The organism is Nakamurella sp. GG22 (assembly GCF_052976845.2).
In genome coordinates, this window is sequence record NZ_JBRIIO020000021.1 from 1 (window position 1) to 16,560 (window position 16,560).

Annotated in this window: 12 protein-coding genes and 1 pseudogene; 5 read left to right on the forward strand and 8 right to left on the reverse strand. The window is 68.4% G+C overall.

Annotated elements, in window-relative coordinates:
• Window positions 1-225, reverse strand: a pseudogene (locus ACVBEQ_RS19335) (hypothetical protein); the annotation flags it as partial.
• A 336-nt stretch (window positions 226-561) separates the two neighbouring features.
• Between ACVBEQ_RS19335 and rfbB the strand changes: the two are divergent.
• From rfbB to ACVBEQ_RS19350, 3 genes are all read left to right on the forward strand, one after another.
• Complete coding sequence (rfbB, locus tag ACVBEQ_RS19340) at window positions 562-1,557, forward strand: dTDP-glucose 4,6-dehydratase (RefSeq protein WP_447154936.1); 996 nt, start codon at window positions 562-564, stop codon at window positions 1,555-1,557.
• Window positions 1,558-1,630: 73 nt separating this feature from the next.
• Entirely contained in the window at window positions 1,631-2,545 is a 915-nt protein-coding gene (gene rfbD, locus ACVBEQ_RS19345; RefSeq protein WP_447154937.1) for a dTDP-4-dehydrorhamnose reductase, read from the forward strand.
• Between the two features lie 207 nt (window positions 2,546-2,752).
• Window positions 2,753-3,802 (forward strand): M15 family metallopeptidase, encoded by a 1,050-nt coding sequence (locus ACVBEQ_RS19350; RefSeq protein ID WP_447154938.1) that lies wholly within the window; start codon window positions 2,753-2,755, stop codon window positions 3,800-3,802.
• An 18-nt stretch (window positions 3,803-3,820) separates the two neighbouring features.
• On the opposite strand, the gene ACVBEQ_RS19355 is transcribed toward ACVBEQ_RS19350, so the two are convergent.
• On the reverse strand, window positions 3,821-4,777 hold the full coding sequence (locus ACVBEQ_RS19355; protein WP_447154939.1) for a UDP-glucuronic acid decarboxylase family protein: 957 nt from the start codon (window positions 4,775-4,777) through the stop codon (window positions 3,821-3,823).
• Between the two features lie 214 nt (window positions 4,778-4,991).
• Between ACVBEQ_RS19355 and ACVBEQ_RS19360 the strand changes: the two genes are divergently transcribed.
• A complete protein-coding gene (locus ACVBEQ_RS19360) occupies window positions 4,992-6,332 on the forward strand; it encodes a hypothetical protein (protein WP_447154940.1) in 1,341 nt (446 codons plus the stop codon).
• A 6-nt stretch (window positions 6,333-6,338) separates the two neighbouring features.
• On the opposite strand, the gene ACVBEQ_RS19365 is transcribed toward ACVBEQ_RS19360, so the two are convergent.
• From ACVBEQ_RS19365 to ACVBEQ_RS19375, 3 genes are all read right to left on the reverse strand, one after another.
• A complete protein-coding gene (locus tag ACVBEQ_RS19365) occupies window positions 6,339-7,424 on the reverse strand; it encodes a glycosyltransferase family 4 protein (RefSeq protein ID WP_447154941.1) in 1,086 nt (361 codons plus the stop codon).
• Between the two features lie 52 nt (window positions 7,425-7,476).
• Window positions 7,477-8,901, reverse strand: a complete 1,425-nt coding sequence (locus tag ACVBEQ_RS19370) for a glycosyltransferase family 4 protein (protein ID WP_447154942.1) — start codon at window positions 8,899-8,901, stop codon at window positions 7,477-7,479.
• 94 nt (window positions 8,902-8,995) lie between these two features.
• A complete protein-coding gene (locus ACVBEQ_RS19375) occupies window positions 8,996-9,976 on the reverse strand; it encodes a glycosyltransferase family 2 protein (RefSeq protein WP_447154943.1) in 981 nt (326 codons plus the stop codon).
• 194 nt (window positions 9,977-10,170) lie between these two features.
• On the opposite strand from ACVBEQ_RS19375, the gene ACVBEQ_RS19380 reads away from it, so the two are divergent.
• Entirely contained in the window at window positions 10,171-11,313 is a 1,143-nt protein-coding gene (locus tag ACVBEQ_RS19380; protein WP_447154944.1) for a glycosyltransferase family 4 protein, read from the forward strand.
• Window positions 11,314-11,428: 115 nt separating this feature from the next.
• Here ACVBEQ_RS19380 and ACVBEQ_RS19385 read toward each other — a convergent pair whose 3' ends face one another.
• The 3 genes from ACVBEQ_RS19385 to ACVBEQ_RS19395 are packed head-to-tail and all read right to left on the reverse strand — an operon-like array spanning window position 11,429 to window position 16,293.
• A complete protein-coding gene (locus ACVBEQ_RS19385) occupies window positions 11,429-13,987 on the reverse strand; it encodes a glycosyltransferase (protein WP_447154945.1) in 2,559 nt (852 codons plus the stop codon).
• A gap of 9 nt (window positions 13,988-13,996) precedes the next feature.
• The gene (locus ACVBEQ_RS19390; protein WP_447154946.1) at window positions 13,997-15,391 is read right to left on the reverse strand and encodes an ABC transporter ATP-binding protein; all 1,395 of its coding nucleotides are present in this window, start codon (window positions 15,389-15,391) and stop codon (window positions 13,997-13,999) included.
• Window positions 15,388-16,293, reverse strand: a complete 906-nt coding sequence (locus ACVBEQ_RS19395; RefSeq protein ID WP_447154947.1) for an ABC transporter permease — start codon at window positions 16,291-16,293, stop codon at window positions 15,388-15,390. The genes ACVBEQ_RS19390 and ACVBEQ_RS19395 overlap by 4 nt, the downstream gene beginning before the upstream one ends.
• Window positions 16,294-16,560 lie beyond the last annotated feature (267 nt).

Consider the following 16,560-nt stretch of genomic DNA (forward strand, 5'->3'; position numbering starts at 1 on the left):
GGGGCCGGCCGGCTGCCGGGGCGTGGACGACTGGGCGCCCAGGCGCGGGTCGGGCGGGGCGGCAGGCTGCTGCCGCGGCCGATCGGCGGGCGGCCCGCCGTAGGGCGGTGGGCTGTACACCGTCGTCGAGTCGTCGAAGTCGGGGGTGTTGGCGGCAGGGGATCCGGCGCTCGGTCCGAACCGGCGCGGTCCGCGTCGTGGATCCGGGACGTCCGAATTCGCCATGCGACTGCCTTCCTCCAAGGTTGCCCGACAGCCTGTACGGCCGTGCCGGTGTCCGTGACACGCCGATGATTCCGGTCCGCCGCCGGACCGGGTTCACCGCTGCCGGACCGTATTCCCGGTCGAACCGCGTCGACTGCCACTCAGGACGCACACAAGACGCGGTTCGGACATACCCGGTTGCCTGACTCCCGATGCCGACCTCATCGGGGTACCGGAACGCTGCCCAGGGTAGCCGCGGGCCTCCGCCGATCCGGTGACAAAGGGACGGCGTGTACCCCCTTTCCAGCATCTGACCAATGCAAGGGAACCGGTTCGGGTACGGCACAATGGCTACCCATGCGCATTCTCGTGACCGGCGGTGCCGGGTTCATCGGGTCGGTCTTCACCCGACACCTTCTGGCTGACGACTTCCCGGGGCTGGAGGGCGCCGAGGTCACCGTGCTGGACAAATTGACCTACGCCGGCAACCTGGCCAACCTTCGGGAGGTCGAGGACTCCGATCGCTACGACTTCGTCCAGGGCGACATCTGCGACGCGGAGCTGACCAGCAAGCTGGTCGGCCGGGCTGACGCCGTGGTGCACTTCGCCGCCGAGTCGCACGTCGACCGGTCCATCCTCGGCGGTGCCGATTTCGTGCTCACCAACGTCCTGGGGACGCAGACGCTGCTGCAGTCGGCGCTCGACACGAAGCTGACGAAGTTCGTGCACGTCTCCACCGACGAGGTGTACGGGTCCATCGACAGCGGCTCGTGGGACGAGAAGCAGCCGCTGGAGCCGAATTCGCCGTACTCCGCGTCGAAGGCGTCGTCGGATCTGATCGCGCGGGCGTACGCCAGGACGCACGGCGTCCCGGTCGCGATCACCCGCTGCTCGAACAACTACGGGCCGTACCAGTTCCCGGAGAAGGTCATCCCGCTGTTCGTCACCAACCTGATGGACGGCGACACGGTGCCGCTCTACGGCGAGGGTTCGCAGGTTCGCGACTGGCTGCACGTCGACGACCACTGCCGCGGCATCGCGCTCGTGCTGGCGGGCGGCCGGACCGGCGACGTCTACAACATCGGCGGCGGCACCGAACTGACCAACGCCGAACTCACGATGAAGCTCATCGAGGCCACCGGCCGCGACGAGTCGTACATCGAGCGGATCATCGACCCGCGCGGCGGCGGGCACGACCAGCGGTACTCGGTCGACCACAGCAAGATCTCGAAGGAGCTCGGCTACCAGCCGCAGGTTCCGTTCGACAAGGGCCTGGCGGACACCGTCTCCTGGTACCGGGACAACCGCGACTGGTGGGAGCCGCTCAAGGCGCGCTCGGCGATCGACCGCTGACACTGCCGGCGGCCCGCCGGAATGGACCGCGCATCGCCGCCCGAACACCTGCACCAATCGAGGGAGTTGCTCTGTGACGTCGGTGCTCATCACCGGGGCCCGCGGCCAGCTGGGTTCGGACCTGGTCGCGGCGGCCGCGGCGGCCGGAATCCCGGCGCAGGCGTTCGATTCGTCGGGGCTGGACATCACCGATCCGGACGCCGTCGACGCCGTGTTGACCGAGTTCCTGCGCTGGTCGCACGAGGTGGGCACGCGGACCGACGACGTCACGGGGCGGGCCGTCGTGATCAATGCCGCCGCATACACGGCGGTCGATGCGGCGGAGACCGATGTCGACGCCGCATACGCGGTCAACGCGGCGGGCCCGACCCATCTCGCGCAGACGGCGAGCCGGCTGGGTCTGGGCCTGATCCATGTCTCCACCGACTACGTGTTCCCGGGCGACGGCACCCGGCCGTACGAGCCCGACGACGCCACCGGACCGCAGAGCGTGTACGGCGCGTCCAAGCTGGCCGGCGAGCAGGCCGCGTTGGACGCGTGCCCGGAGGCGCACATCGTCCGTACCGCCTGGGTATGGGGCGCCACCGGCTCGAACTTCGTCAAAACGATGGCCAAGCTCGAGGCGACCAAGCCCACGATCACCGTCGTCGACGACCAGCGGGGTACCCCGACCTACTCGGCGGACCTCGCTGCGGGGCTGCTCGAGCTGGCCGCCGCCGACCTTCCCGGCGGGGTGCTGCACGCCACCAACGGCGGGGAGACGACCTGGTTCGGCTTCGCGCGGGCGATCTTCGAGGAACTGGGCGGAGACCCGGAGCGGGTCGAGCCGACCACGTCGGCCGCCTTCCAGCGCCCCGCGCCCAGGCCCGCCTACTCCGTGTTGTCCCCGGCGGCCTGGATGGCGGCCGGGCTGACCCCGTTGCGGCCGTGGCGGGATGCGCTGCACTCCGGCATCTCGGAGAACCGGGGCGCGTTCGCCGCCGAATGACGCCGGAACCCAGGTCCGGCCCGGTATCTCGATGCGCTGATCCGAGGTGCTGACCGCCTCGGCAGCCCAGTCGGTGAGCGAAGCTCACCAACCCCCGGTTTATACTGTCAGTAAGCGTCAGCGACTCACAGTGATATTTCCGTTTCCTCCCCGATGAGTCGCGCTCATCAGCGCCCTCGTCCAGGAGGCTTCATGGTGCTTGACCGCATGTCCACATTCTCTCGTCGCCGGGCCCTGCAACTCGGCACGTTGACGGCGGGCGCGGTCGCCCTCGGCGTGGGCGGCGTGTCTCACGCCGCCCCGAGCGGTGATGCCGGTGCCGACGGTGCGCCGGCGGAAGATCCAAGGTTCGCCGGCAAATTTGCCCAGAGCCTGGAAGCGAACGCCCTGTCAGCCACGTCCTACAACGGGTGGCCGGTCGGATCGCCCGCGTCGGCCATCGGCGTCGGGTCCTACCCGGTGCCGGGGACGTCAATCCGGCTGCAGCTCAAGGGCGGCGACGTGGCGACGGTGCTGACCTACGTCGCGGGCCGCTTCAACGCCGAGGTCGAGAAGCTGATCTCCTACCAGAGCGGCGGCTACAGCTACCGGATGAACGTCAACAATCCCAGCGTGTGGTCGAACCACGCGTCCGGTACGGCGATGGATCTGAACTGGGAGCTGCACCCCAACGGTGCCCCGGTCAGCCGCGGCTTCACCTCCGGCGAGGTGGCGGCGATCCGCAGGATCCTGGCCGACTGCAACGGCGTCGTCTACTGGGGCGGTGACTACCGCGGCACGGTGGACGCCATGCATTTCGAGATCGACGTCCGTCCACCGGATGTCAAGCTCTCCGCGTTGGCCGCGCGCATTCGCGGCGTCAAGACCGGATCGACCCTGCGGTCCCGCGCGAACAACCGGTTGGTGTGTGCCGAGACCCATGGCACTCTGCCGCTCATCGCCAACCGGACCGCGGTCGGGCCGTGGGAGCGATTCGAGGTGATCAATCGCGGTTCAGGTCTCGTCGCGCTGCGCTCCTACGCGAACAACAAGTACGTCTGTGCAGACAGCTACGGCAACAAGCCACTGATTGCCAACCGCGGGGCCATCGGCCCGTGGGAGACATTCACCCTGATCCGAAACACTGACGGGACGGTGAGTCTCCGCGCTGGGGCGAACGGTCGGCTGGTCTGTGCCGACAGCTACGGCAACCGGCCGCTGATTGCGAATCGAACAGTGATCGGTCCCTGGGAGAAGTTCGATCTGGTCGTGAAGTAGGCCTGTCTGCTCTGCGCATCAGCGCAGCGAATCGACTGCCAGATGCCGGCGAAAGTACTCCACAGTCGCCTCCAGCCCCTGCTGCAGTTCGACGGTCGGCACCCAACCCAGCACTTCCTTCGCCCTCGTGATGTCGGGCTGACGCTGGGTGGGATCGTCGGACGGCAGCGGATGGTGTTCCACCGGCACGTCGGATCCGACCAGCGACCGGATCGTCGAGGCCAACTCGGACATCGTGAACTCGTGGGGGTTGCCGAGGTTGATCGGGCCGGTGACCTCGTGCGGGGTGTTCATCAGACGGACCAGACCGTCGACAAGATCGTCGATGTAACAGAATGACCGCGTCTGCGAACCGTCACCGTAGATGGTCAGCGGCTTGCTGGTGAGCGCGGACACGATGAAGTTCGAGACCACCCGTCCGTCATCGGGTCTCATGCCCGGCCCGTAGGTGTTGAAGATGCGCGCGACCTTGATCGACATGTCGTGCTGGCGGTGATAGTCGAAGAAGAGGGTCTCTGCGCAGCGCTTGCCCTCGTCGTAGCACGACCGGATGCCGATCGGGTTGACGTGCCCCCAGTAGGACTCCTCCTGCGGGTGCACCTCCGGATCGCCGTACACCTCGGACGTCGAGGCCAGCAGTATTCGAGCCTTCGTACGCTTGGCGAGACCGAGCATGTTGATGGTCCCGACAACCGATGTCTTGGTGGTCTGGACGGGATCCCGCTGGTAGAAGACGGGTGACGCCGGGCAGGCCAGGTGGTAGATCTCGTCGACCTCGACGTAGAGCGGGAAGGTCACGTCGTGCCGCATCACATCCAGTCGGGGATGCGACAGCAGGTGCGACAGATTGGAGCGGCTTCCGGAGTAGAAGTTGTCGACGATGAGAACCTCGTGTCCCTCGTCGAGCAGGCGCTCCGTGAGGTGGGAGCCGATGAAGCCGGACCCGCCGGTGACCAGGACCCTGCTGCCTACCATCGCTGGCCAACTTTCGCGTTGTGGTTGCAGAACCCGGGGGCGCGCACACCAACGACGGTGCGCGCCGGTGCGGGAGGCACTGTATCCCGATGGGGCGGGAGCCAATCCCGCGCCGTTGGGACCAGAAACCAGAGGACCGGGCGCCACCTGGCTATCGTGATCCGGACCTGTGCATTCAGCACCTGGGAGTCGTGAACGGTCAGGAGGGACGCAAGTGAGCGAACCCCGCGCATCGGCCGCTGATCCCTTGGAGGTGGGTTCCCCCGCATCGTCGGTGCCTCGGTTGCCCAGCGACGCTCTGCTGGCGATCTCGGTCACGGTGGCCGGTGCGGTGATTGCGTGGTTCCGGATGCCCGGTTCGGTCTTGGGCCAGCTGTATGCCGAGGACGGGCGCACCTTTTTCGGGGATTGGCTGACCCACGGCGGCTGGTCTCTGTGGATAGAGCCGTACGCCGGCTACCAGCACCTCGTGCCGCGGGGCATCGCCTGGTTCACCATGACCTTCCTACCTGTCACCTGGTGGGCGACGGCGGTCAACCTGCTGACCTGCCTGGTGGCGGGCGCAGTCGCCGGCCTGGTGTTCGTCTTCAGCCGGGATGTCGTCGTGTTTCTCCCGTCCCGGATGGCGATCGGGCTCGTCGCGGTGTTGACACCGGTCGTCGGCGTCGAGGCGGTGGGAAATCTGGCGAACCTGCATTGGTTCCTGCTCTACCTCGGCCTCTGGGTGCTGCTGACCAGCCCGCGGTCGGCCTTGGGGGCGGTCGGAATGAGCGTGGTGGCGCTGCTCTGCACCGCTACGGAGCCGCAGTGCGCGATGTTCCTGCCGGTCGCGGTCTGGAAGCTGATCGAGTCCCGGCGGAACCTGCCGGTGGTCATCGCTTGGTTGATCGGCGTCATCGCCCAGGTGATGACTACGCTGGTCTCGCCACGGGCCGTTGCCACCGACTACCCGCCGATCGCCTCCACGATCGAGGGGTACGTCCTCAACGTCGGGATGTCCCTGGCTACGAACAGGACTGCGCGTCTAGGCGCTGTGCTCCGGGACATCGGGTGGTGGGTAGGTTTCGTCGGCGTCGCGATCATCCTCGGATTCGCCGTGTACGGGTTCGCACGGGGCCGGCTGAACGCGAAGGTGGCACTCGGTGCCCTGCTCTTCGGGTCCGCGGTCAGCTGGACCGCATCGTTCGTCCTGGGATCCAACCCCGCCTTCTTCTACAGCGAGATGACGCCCGAGCGACTTGCGGATCCACCGCTCGTCCGGTGGGCCACCGCGGCGTCGATCATGCTGGTGGCGACCATCCCGGTGACGGTGGGAATCCTCGCCGACCGGTCGACCCGCTGGCGAGCTCCCGGCCTGGGGATCATCGTCGTGCTGCTCGCCGTCATGGCCTTCAGCATCCGGTCGACCAATCCGGTGAATTCGATCGACTGGGAGTCGACGGTCGACGGCAGCAGCGCGGTGTGTGCGCTCAGCCCTGACGCGGTCGTGAAGGTCACGACACCACCCGATCCCACCTGGGTTGTGCAAGTGCCATGTATCCGGATCACCGGGTAGCCGGATCTAGGAGACCGCCAGCCGATACGCGCGCACGGTGGCCTCGGCGCAGGCACCCCACGTCCAGGCCCTGGCGTAGGCGGTCCTCGCGGCACTCGCGGCTGCGGGATCCGACCCGGCGGCCGCCGCCAGAAGGCCGGCGAGGGCGACCGCGTCGCCGATCGGGAACACCTCCGCCATCCCGCCGGTGACCTCCAGCAGCGCGGGAACGTCGCTCACGATCACCGGCGTTCCGCAGGCCAGGGCTTCCAGTGCGGGAAGCCCGAAACCCTCGTCCCTGGACGGCATCACGAGTGTTCGCGCGCCCGCGGTCACCCACCGGAGGTCCGGCTGCGAAAGATAATCCATGACAACGACGCCCGGTTCCGGCGCTTCCTGCGGTCCCCAGCCCTCCGGACCCACGAGCAGCAGGGCCGGTGCGGCGTCACCGAGGTCCGCGCGCAGCAGCCGGTACGCGGCCAGCAGGGTGGCCAGATCCTTCCGCGGCTCCCGGGTACCGACGAACAGGAAGTAGTCGTCGGGCAGCGGGATCCGGCCGGTCGCGGCCGGGTCCGGTGTGAACCAGTGCTCGTCCACCCCGAGCGGGGTGACGATCAGCTCGGGGACCGACGGGCCGTACGCATCGCGAACCTGTTCGGCGACCACCCGGGTCGGGGTGCAGACCACTGCAGCCCGCCGCAGACCCCGCGGCACGAGGTCGACGAGCGCGCGGCTGGTCCGGTCGACGGTATCGGGATTGGCCAGGTAGGCCAGGTCGTGGATGGTCATCACCCCGCCGGCCCGTCCGGTCGGCGGGAGGACGAAGTTGGTGCCGTGGAAGACGTCGGCCCGGCCGCCGAACAACGTCACCGGCGGTAGCTCGGCATGGCTCCACACGAACCGCAGGGCACGGGCGGGGACCGGCACCGCCCGCGTGCGGACACCCGGCGGAACACTGGAAGGCAGGCTCCGCCAGCCGCGGGCGGTGAAGGCCGTCACCCGTGGTGCGACGTCCGCACGGGCGGCCAGGGCGGCGAGCAGGTTCTCGGTGTACCGGCCGATCCCCGTCCGCCTGCCGAGCAACGGTGTTCCGTCGAGCAGCGCGTCGATCATCGGGTTGTGCGGCCCCGCCCGCTCACGACGCCGCCGCTCATGACGCCGCCGCTCACGACGCGGCCGGACGGCGGAGGCGGGCCCGCAGGCCGGCGGGTAGCAGGCGGGCGATCGGCCGGCCGAGCGCGACAACGGTCCGCCTGGCCCCCACGGTCAGCAGTCGCCCGATGCCGTTCACCCGCAGGTACTCGCGGGCGAAGGCCAGCCGGTCGTCCAGCCGGCTGCCGACCATGCTCAGGCTGCCGACCGGCCGCTGCGGTCCTTCGGTGTCCGCGGCCCGCCACGGGTCGGCGCAGTACCGGACCAGCGGCTCTAGCGTGCGCTCCCAGTGGAACCGCTCGGCGGTCGCCGCCACCGCCTCATGGCATCGGGCCAGCTCTGCCGGGTCGGCCAGCACTGACCTGATCGCCGCCGCGAGGCCGTCCCGGTCGCGTTCCCCGACCACCCGGCCGAGCCGTTCCCGTTCCACGATGCCGGCGAACTCGTCGCCCTCGGTGCAGATGATCGGCAGGCCGGCCCACAGGTAGTCGAGCATCCGGGTGCGGAACGAGAACGCCGTCTCGACATGCAGCACGTGGGTGGACACGCCGATGTCGGCGTCGGCGAGGAAGGCGCCGCGTTCGGCATACGGCACCCAGCCCTCACGGAAGAAGACGTGCGTGCCGAGCAGGCCGCGTTCTTCGGCGCGGGCGACGCCCTGCCTCAGCACCGTCGTCGAAAGGTCATCCAGGGACGGGTGTTTCGTTCCCATGAACAGCAGCCGGAGGTTCGGGAGCTCGTCGGCGAGATCACCGACGGCATCGATCAGGGTCACCGGATCGAACCAGTTGTAGACGCCGCCGGCCCACAGCAGGACGGTGTCGTCGGGCCCGATCCCGTCGATGACGCCTTTGATCGCCCCGCGGGCACCGGGCGGCAGCGGGGGCGCCGGGTCGATGCCGAACGGTGCGAGGTCGATCAGCTTGCGCAGCGTGCTGTCCTGCGCGTAGGTCGCGAAGTTGACCCTGCCCAACGCGGAGAGGTAGCCCAGCCAGAGGTCGCGTTGGCGCTCGGAGGCGCACAGGAAGAAGTCACCGTGCACGAACTGCACCCGCAGTGCCTCCAACCCGCCGGCGAGTTCGCGTTGCCGCTGGGGGTGGCCGGAATCCTGTGCACCCTCGAGGATCTCGAGATGGATGGGGTCGTACATGTCCATCACGAGGTGTGCGCCGAGACCCGCCAGCCACGGGTGGGCGCGCAGCGTGAAGCCCTGCAGGACGATCACGTCCATGCCCCTGGCGAGACCGGCCAGCATTTCCCCGGAGCCGTCGCACACCGCGAACCGCGGGCTGGAGGCCTCCGCCTTACGGGTCGACGCGAGCCGGACGTCGTGGTCGGCGGCGAGCGCCTCGGCGATGTTCCATGCCCTGATCGCGGGCCCGGCCATCCGCTCGCCGAGCGTGTCGTCGGTGACGATCAGGATCTGCTGCCGCCTCATCCGGTCGACCCGGCAACCGCGGCGCTTGCGGCAGTGATCTTCCTGCTGCTGTCGAACGACATGGTCGGGATCCTCCTCGTGGCCGGTGAGCAGCCTATGGGACCGTCCGCGCCCGTCGTGCAACCGCTCGGCGGGTGGCGGCGGTGCCCGGCCGCGCGCCGAGAACCCGCGGGACGCGGCGCAGTGCGGACGCCAGCACCCGCACCCGCAGACCGATGCGGAAGTTTGCATGGTCCGGGACGCCGCGCCCGGCGAGCCGGGTGGCCGCCAGGGAGCCGGTGGTCAGGACGAACCGCAACAGCTGGCCCAGCGCGGTCGGCAGCGGCGCGCAGCGCAGCAGCGTGAGCAGCCGGTTCCGCTCGTTATGAAAGTGGAACATCTCCGAGCGCCGGTCGGAGCTGGCCGCGTGCCGGTGCCGCACCGTGGCCGACGGCACGGCCCTGATCGCCCATCCGGCGAGCTGCAGCCTCCAGGACGTGTCCAGGTCCTCGTAGTACATGAAGTAGTCGGCAGGGAATCCGCCGACCGCCCTGATGGCCGCGGTTCTGAGCAGGGCCGCGCCGCCCGAGAATGCGAAGCTGTCGGTGATCCTTCCGTCGATGTCGGCGGGGGCCGCGCCGGCCGCGACATCGGTTCCGTACCAACGGCTGTCGAGAGCACCGCCCAGGTTGTTGACCCGCCCCGGGTCGTCCGCCAGCAGCATCAGTGAGGTCCATGCGGCGGCGTCCGGGTCGTCGACGGCGGCCGCCGTCAGCTCGGCCAGCCAGCCCGGGGCGGCGATCGCGTCGTCGTTCAGCAGTGCGACGAACCGGGTCGTGACCAGCGGGAGCGCGGCAGCAACACCGCCGGCGAATCCGGCATTGACCGGCAACCGGAGAACCTGCCCCGGGGGCAGCAGGTCGCGGAGCAGTTCTCCGGTGCCGTCCGACGAGGCGTTGTCGATCACCAGCAAACGGTGCGGCAGGGTCTGCGCTGCCAGCGATGACAGGCACTCCGACACCCACTGCGCCCCACGGAACGTCACCACGACGACCGTGACGTCCGGGTGACCGTTCCGCGCTGCGCCGCTGCTCATCCCACCGTCCCTGCGCCGCCGTGTCGTCCACCGTGTCGTCCACCGTGTCGTCCACCGTGTCGTCCACCGTGTCGTCCACCAACGGGAGCGGCACGGGTCCGAGAACCACCGGTGACCTTACGGGTCGCCTCACCGGCCCGGACTGCGCGACCGCGGCGCGGCGCGGCGGGCCGGGTGACGGATAATTCGCGCTCATGCCCGACCAGCAGACCGCCCCGACGCCTCGACCCGCCTCGGCGCGGACCAGTTCCGGCGTGCTGAGTGTGGTGGTCGAACAGTGTCTGGCGCCGGTGCCCGGGGGCACCGGGCGGTACGCATCGGAGATCACCGCGGCGCTGGCCGCCGGCGCGCCTTCCGGGTGGACGGTCCGCACAGTGACGGCCTGGCACCGCGACGTAGCGGCGGCGCACATCGCCGGCGCGAACGGTCCGCACCGGTTGCCCGCCGGCCACCGGGTCCTCAATCGGCTCTGGCGACGCGGTGTGCCGCCGTGGGTGAGCGGAACAGCGGTGCACGCCACCACCCCGCTGGCCCCGCCGGCACTGGGCCGGACGGTGGTCACCGTGCACGATGCTGTCGCCTGGACCCACCCCGAGACGTTGAGCCCGCGGGGAGTCGACTGGCACCGGGCGATGATCGGGCGCGCGATGAAACACGCCAAGGCGGTGGTGGTGCCGTCCTGTGCGGTCGCCGACGACCTGGCCGGCATCTTCCCGGCCGCGTCCGACCGGGTCCACGTCGTGCCGCACGGCGTCACGGCGTTGGTGGCACCGCCGGATGCGCAGGCCAGGCGGGATCGGATGGGCCTCGCCGAGCCCTACTTCCTGAGCGTGGCGACCCTGGAACCGCGGAAGGGTCTGGACGTGCTGATCGATGCGCTGGCGATGCCGGCAGCCCGGCGGGCCCGGCTGGCTGTCGCCGGGCAGCCGGGCTGGGGCGGCGTCGACCTGCCGGCGCTGGCCGCCGCTGCCGGTATCTCTCCGGACCGGCTGGTGCTGCTGGGCCGGCTGCCGGACGAGGATCTGGCCGCAGCGATGCAGGGCGCGACCGCGCTGGTGGCGCCGTCGCGCTCGGAGGGATTCGGGCTCCCCGTGCTGGAGGCGTTCGCAGCCGGGACACCGGTCATCTGCTCGGACGCGCCGGCACTGGTGGAGCTCTCGGGCGGGGCGGCGATCGTGGTCCCGTGCGAGGACAGGGCCGCGCTGGCCGATGCGTTGGAATCGTTCGACGGGGTGGACGGGCCGTCGGCGGAGCTGCGCAGGCGCGGGCTGGAAAGGGCGGCGCTGTTCAGCTGGGCCGCGGCGGCGGACGCGCTGTGGCGCCTGCACACGAGCTGACCCGGAAGGGCCGCGAGCTCACCCGAGGAAGGGCGCGAGCTGAGCTGGGTACAGCAGCCAGGTGCCGAAGCTAACACAGGCGCGAGCTGACCTGGGAAGGCTCGGAGCAGACCCTCTACCGGAGCCGGCCCGCGACCTTCGCCGGCACCCGAGCGGCGACCGTTGCGGCCTTCAGCGCCGTGCCGGCCACCCCCTGGGTGCGGAGGTGGTTCCGTCCGCTATCCACGTAATCCCTGGTGATCCTGCGCAGCGACCGGGCCTCCCCCCCGCGATCGATCCCCTGGGGGGCGCCGTAACCGTCCGGCACCTGCAGGATGTACGCCTCCGACAGCACCTCGGGCTGCCAGTTCTCGAACAGCGGGCGGTGCCCGTTCTCGATCACCGACCGACGGGCACTTTCCAGGATTTCGAGGTAACGATGCCCCTGCTGCGCCGGCGAGAGCGTCAGTAGTGCCTGCTCACGCGCGGTGTAGCCGATCCGGTGGCGCAGCGGGGCGTCGTCGATGAGTTCGAGCAACAACCGGGTCCAGTCGTCGAGGCCCGCCGCGAGCATCCCGGACGACCCGTGCTCGATGGACTCGCGGAACGGCTGCGACGGGCTCGCGACGGTCGGCGTCCTGGTGAGTGCCGCCTCCAGCCACTTGATCGAACTCTTCGCCTCGTTGAAGACCTTGCCCGGTTCCAGTGGTGCCAGGTTGATGTCGAGGTCGCGCAGCACTGCCGGCAGTTGGCTCCACGGCTTGAGCGGCAGCCTGCGGATCCGCCCGGAGAACTCGGCGAGGGCGGGTGACGGCTCCAGCAGCCCACCGATCCACAGCTGGACATCGGGCCGGCTGCGGAGCACCTCCCGGATGGCCGGTTCGACGAAGGCCCAGTCCTCGTTGTGGGTGTTGGTGCCGGACAGGTAGCCGATCCTGACGGGTCCCGCCCGCCGTTTGCGGTGCAGTTCCCGGTCGGAGATGCGCGCCGTTTCCCGGCTCACGCCGTTCGACCACCGGTGCACCGGTATCCCGGTGAGCCGGCTGACCTGATCGCACAGCATGTCCGTGGAGCCGATGTAGGCGTCGGCCGCCTCGAGGGTGGTGCGGTACCGCCGGATTCCCTGCCAGTACAGCTCGAGATCGAGCCCGGCGACCTTCTCGAGCATCGGGTCCAGCTCGGTGCGCAGCCCGGGATCGAAGATCAGGTCGTCGACGTCGAACAGGATCGGGACCGGGTCGGGGCGGCGCCGGATCATCTCGATCAGATCGAGGATCTGCTGGGTCGCCGGCACCCGGTAGAGGACAACCGCATCGGCCTCGCGGGCGTCGTGGAACACCTGCACGTCCCGGTACATGTGCACGTCCGCCTGCACGCCGACGGTGGACAGCGCCTCGCGGGGCAGATGCCCGCGATAGCGGAGCGGCGCACCGGTGATCCCGCTGGCGATCAGCACCCGCCGGATCGGCCGGAGCTCCCGGTCGACGACCGTCATCGCCGGCGCCGAGCGACGGGCGGCGACCAGGTCGGCGTAGCGCTGTTCCAGCCCGTCCAGTTGATCCTCCAGCGAGCGCAGCGGCAGTTCGCCCGGAGTCGGCTGCAGGGACGCCAACAGCCCCGGTTCGGTGACCAGCCGGCGCATCGCGTCGCCGAACGCCTCCGGGTCCCCGCGCGGAACCACCAGGCCGTTCACGCCGTCCTTGACAACCTCTGTGGGACCGGGGTTGTCGCCGGTGATGACGGCGCAGCCCGCGGCCAGCGCCTCCCGGGTGAGCAGCGAGTACGACTCCAGCATCACCGACGACATCAGCAGCACGTCATACCGGCTGAGCACGCGGGCCACCTCGTCCGCCGGGTACGGCGGCAGCGACCTGACGTGCTCTGGGAGGTCGGTCTCCTCGTCGCCGTACAGGTCCAGCGACCATCCGTCGAGCGCGTCCAGCGACCTCGCGGCCTCGACGGCGACCCCGGCGCCCTTGACCGCGTGCTTGCCGCCCGCGAACACGAACCGGACCGTGCCGTCACCGGGCTCCCTGCTGACGGCGGCACGGACCGCGTCGGGGGAGGGGTTCTCGTCGAGGGCCAGTCGCTGCGGGTCGACCCCGTTCGCGGACAGCAGGTCGATCATCGTGGACGACGGGGCGAGCACCAGGTCGGCGTTCTGCAGGTGGCTCGCCAGTCGCTGGTTGCGCTCCACCAGCCAGGTGTTGGTCCGCTCGCAGGGGCAGACGCCGCAGTCGACGACCGTCGAGCAGGGGCGCAGGTTCCGGGTCACCAGGAACTGCCGCGCACACCACCACCACATGTCGTGCATCGTGACGACGACGACCGCCCCGGCCGCCGAGGCCAAGGAGACCAGCGCACCTCCGAACCCCTGCAGGTTGTGGAAGTGCACGACCCGCGGCCGGGTCCGCGCGAGCCAGCGGGCGAATTCCGCCTCGATCTCGTCATTGGCGTAGTTGACCTGGTCGGTCCAGGCCAGCATTCCGGTGATCGTCGTCCACTGGATCGCCACGCCACCCGCGGTCAGTTCCTGACGAACCGTGAGGTCGCGGTGGCCGTCGTCCATCGAGCCGGCGAACACGCTGACCCGGTGACCACGCCGGGCCAGGCCCTCGGCGATGCGTTGCGGGACCAGCGTTCCGCCGGAGACGAAGTTGGGTGGGTAGTGGGCCGACACCAGGGCAATGCGCACCGACAGATACTAGGTGCGGCGGACCACCGACTCGGAATCAACTTCGGACTGCGAGACGGGCACGGGGACAGAGGCGGGGCGGGTAGCGTTAGCCGGGTTGGCGTGGCCACCGGCCGCTTCGGCGGTCGGCAAGCCGCCGCCGGGCGCCGACGTCGCCGGGTCGATCAGTCCGGGTGGTTGCAGGTTCTCCCACGAGCTGTGCATGACGATGACACCGCCGGACTCGCGCGGGACGCCCTGCACAACGTCGAAATGCACCGCCTTCACCCACTGGTCGAAGCTGTGCGAAAGTGATTCATCGACTACGGACGTGTTGATGGTGAAGGTTCCCGGCTGTAACGGCAACGCCGGAATACGGACGTCGATACTGCCCTTGCCGTTCAGCGCGGACGGGATGTACTCGGCGTCCCAGGTGTGATGGGACCACAGATGCTGACCGTCCAGTGAGTGAAGGGAGGCGGCGAACACCGGACGCTCAATCCTCGCAGCGGCCTGATAGTGGAGCCGAAGCGTCACCTCGGCACCGGTGGCAAACTGTCGCGTGTCCTCGCCTTTGCGGTTCAGCATCTCGATCCGTTCGACGAGAATCTCGCCGCTGCCGTGCCGGGTACCACCGGAAGCGACCGGCCGCGCGAGGTGGCCCGCCTCGATGTAGTTGTCGACGATCTGGGCGGCCGGGCCGACCTCGACAAGCTTGCCGTGGTCGAGCCAGGCCGCCTTGTCGCAGAGCGTCCGCATCTCGCCGAGGCCGTGGCTGACAACGATGACGGTCTTGCCTTTGTCCTTGAACTCGGCGAACTTTTCCCGACACTTCTCCTGGAACTGCATGTCGCCGACCGCAAGGATCTCGTCGACTAGCAGGATGTCCGGGTCGACGTGGATGGAGACAGAAAACCCTAAACGGACATACATTCCGGATGAATAATTCTTCACAGGCTGGTCGATGAAATCGCCGACGCCGGCGAATTCCACGATGGTGTCGAACTTCCGATCTATCTCGTTACGGCTCATGCCGAGGATGGAGCCGTTCAGGTAAACATTCTCCTTGCCCGAGAGTTCCGGGTGGAATCCTGATCCGACCTCCAGCATCGCTGCCATCCGCCCCCGAGAAGTGATCGAGCCTTCATTCGGTCTCAGGATCTTGGCAATGCACTTCAGCAGCGTCGATTTGCCAGAGCCGTTGTGGCCCATCAGTCCGAAAGTCTCGCCTTCCGGAATCTCCAGGGACACATCACGCAACGCCCAGAACTCGACGAACTCCGCGCGCTTACGACGCAGGATGGTCGCCTTCAGTGACTGGTTGCGGTCGTGGTAGACCCGGAACGACTTGGAGACGCCTTGAACGGACACAGCCGTGCGTGGAGGCACCTTGGAAGTCGGACGTCCAAAGACAGAGCCGGTCATAGTTCCTCCACCACGCGGGCCGAGAATTTGTTGAAGACTAGCGTTCCAACGCCCAACGCGATGGCCACCCAGACCGACACCACGAGCCAGTCCTGCCAGCTGGGCCACACGTAGTCGTACAGCATCAGCCGAAAGGCTCCGGTGATGCGTGCGGCGGGATTGAGGTTGTACAGGAAGAACAACGGGAACGGCTCGCCGAATAATGTCCAACCTCGCGCCCGGACCTTCTCCTGCATTTGCAGGATGAGCGTCTCCGAATAAATGATTGGAGTCGCGTAGAACCACAGCTGAATGAAGATGTTCATGAAGTGCTGCGTGTCGCGAAAATATACCATTGCGATCGACAGCATCATCGCGATACCGACGCAGAACAACACGGTCAGCGCCATCATGACGATCAGTCCAGGCAAGAATACCAGGACCTTCGGGCCACCGACGAACGCCATGATCACTGTGAGAAGGCCGAGCTCGATGCAGAACGTCACCGTCATTGCGAGGATGGTCGACACCGGCAGGATAAAGCGAGGAAAATAGACCTTGGACAGAAGGCCCGCATTGTTTACAATCGAACCCATCCCGGCCATGATCGCGCCGGAAAGGAAGCTCCAAGGTATCAGCGCTGTCGCGAGGAACAGGGCGAAGTAATGGATGCCGCTGTTCACCCCTGGCGAGATCGGGGACTGGAGGATGTAGCCGAAGACGATCGAGTAGATGGCGATGGTTGCCAGTGGGTTGATGAAAGACCACGCCCGACCCAATGCAGTTCTCTTGAATTGTGACCGCACTTCACGCATGGTCAGGTTTCCCAGCAACTCCCGGGTTCCGGAACCTTTGCGGGTGCCAGCCACCATGGCATCCGGAAAATCCTCTGGCCCTTCCTGGACCGGTACCGCGTAGCTCATCGGTCGGACACGCCTCCAGAGGTCGTTGGTCGCCGCACTAGGCGGACCGGCCCGGTCGCGGGCCAGTGGTCATGGTAAGCCGGGCGGTGATGCTCCGGGGCGCGCTCGACGACCAGGCCGAGCATCTATGATGCTCTCGGCCCGATCCGGGCTGAGAACTGCAGGTGACCGATGGAGGATCGACCACACATGCCCTCGACCAGTCGCCCCGGCAGGGACGCCAGGTGACCGACCACCCCGCAACCGGAGATCCCCTGGTCGTCCTTG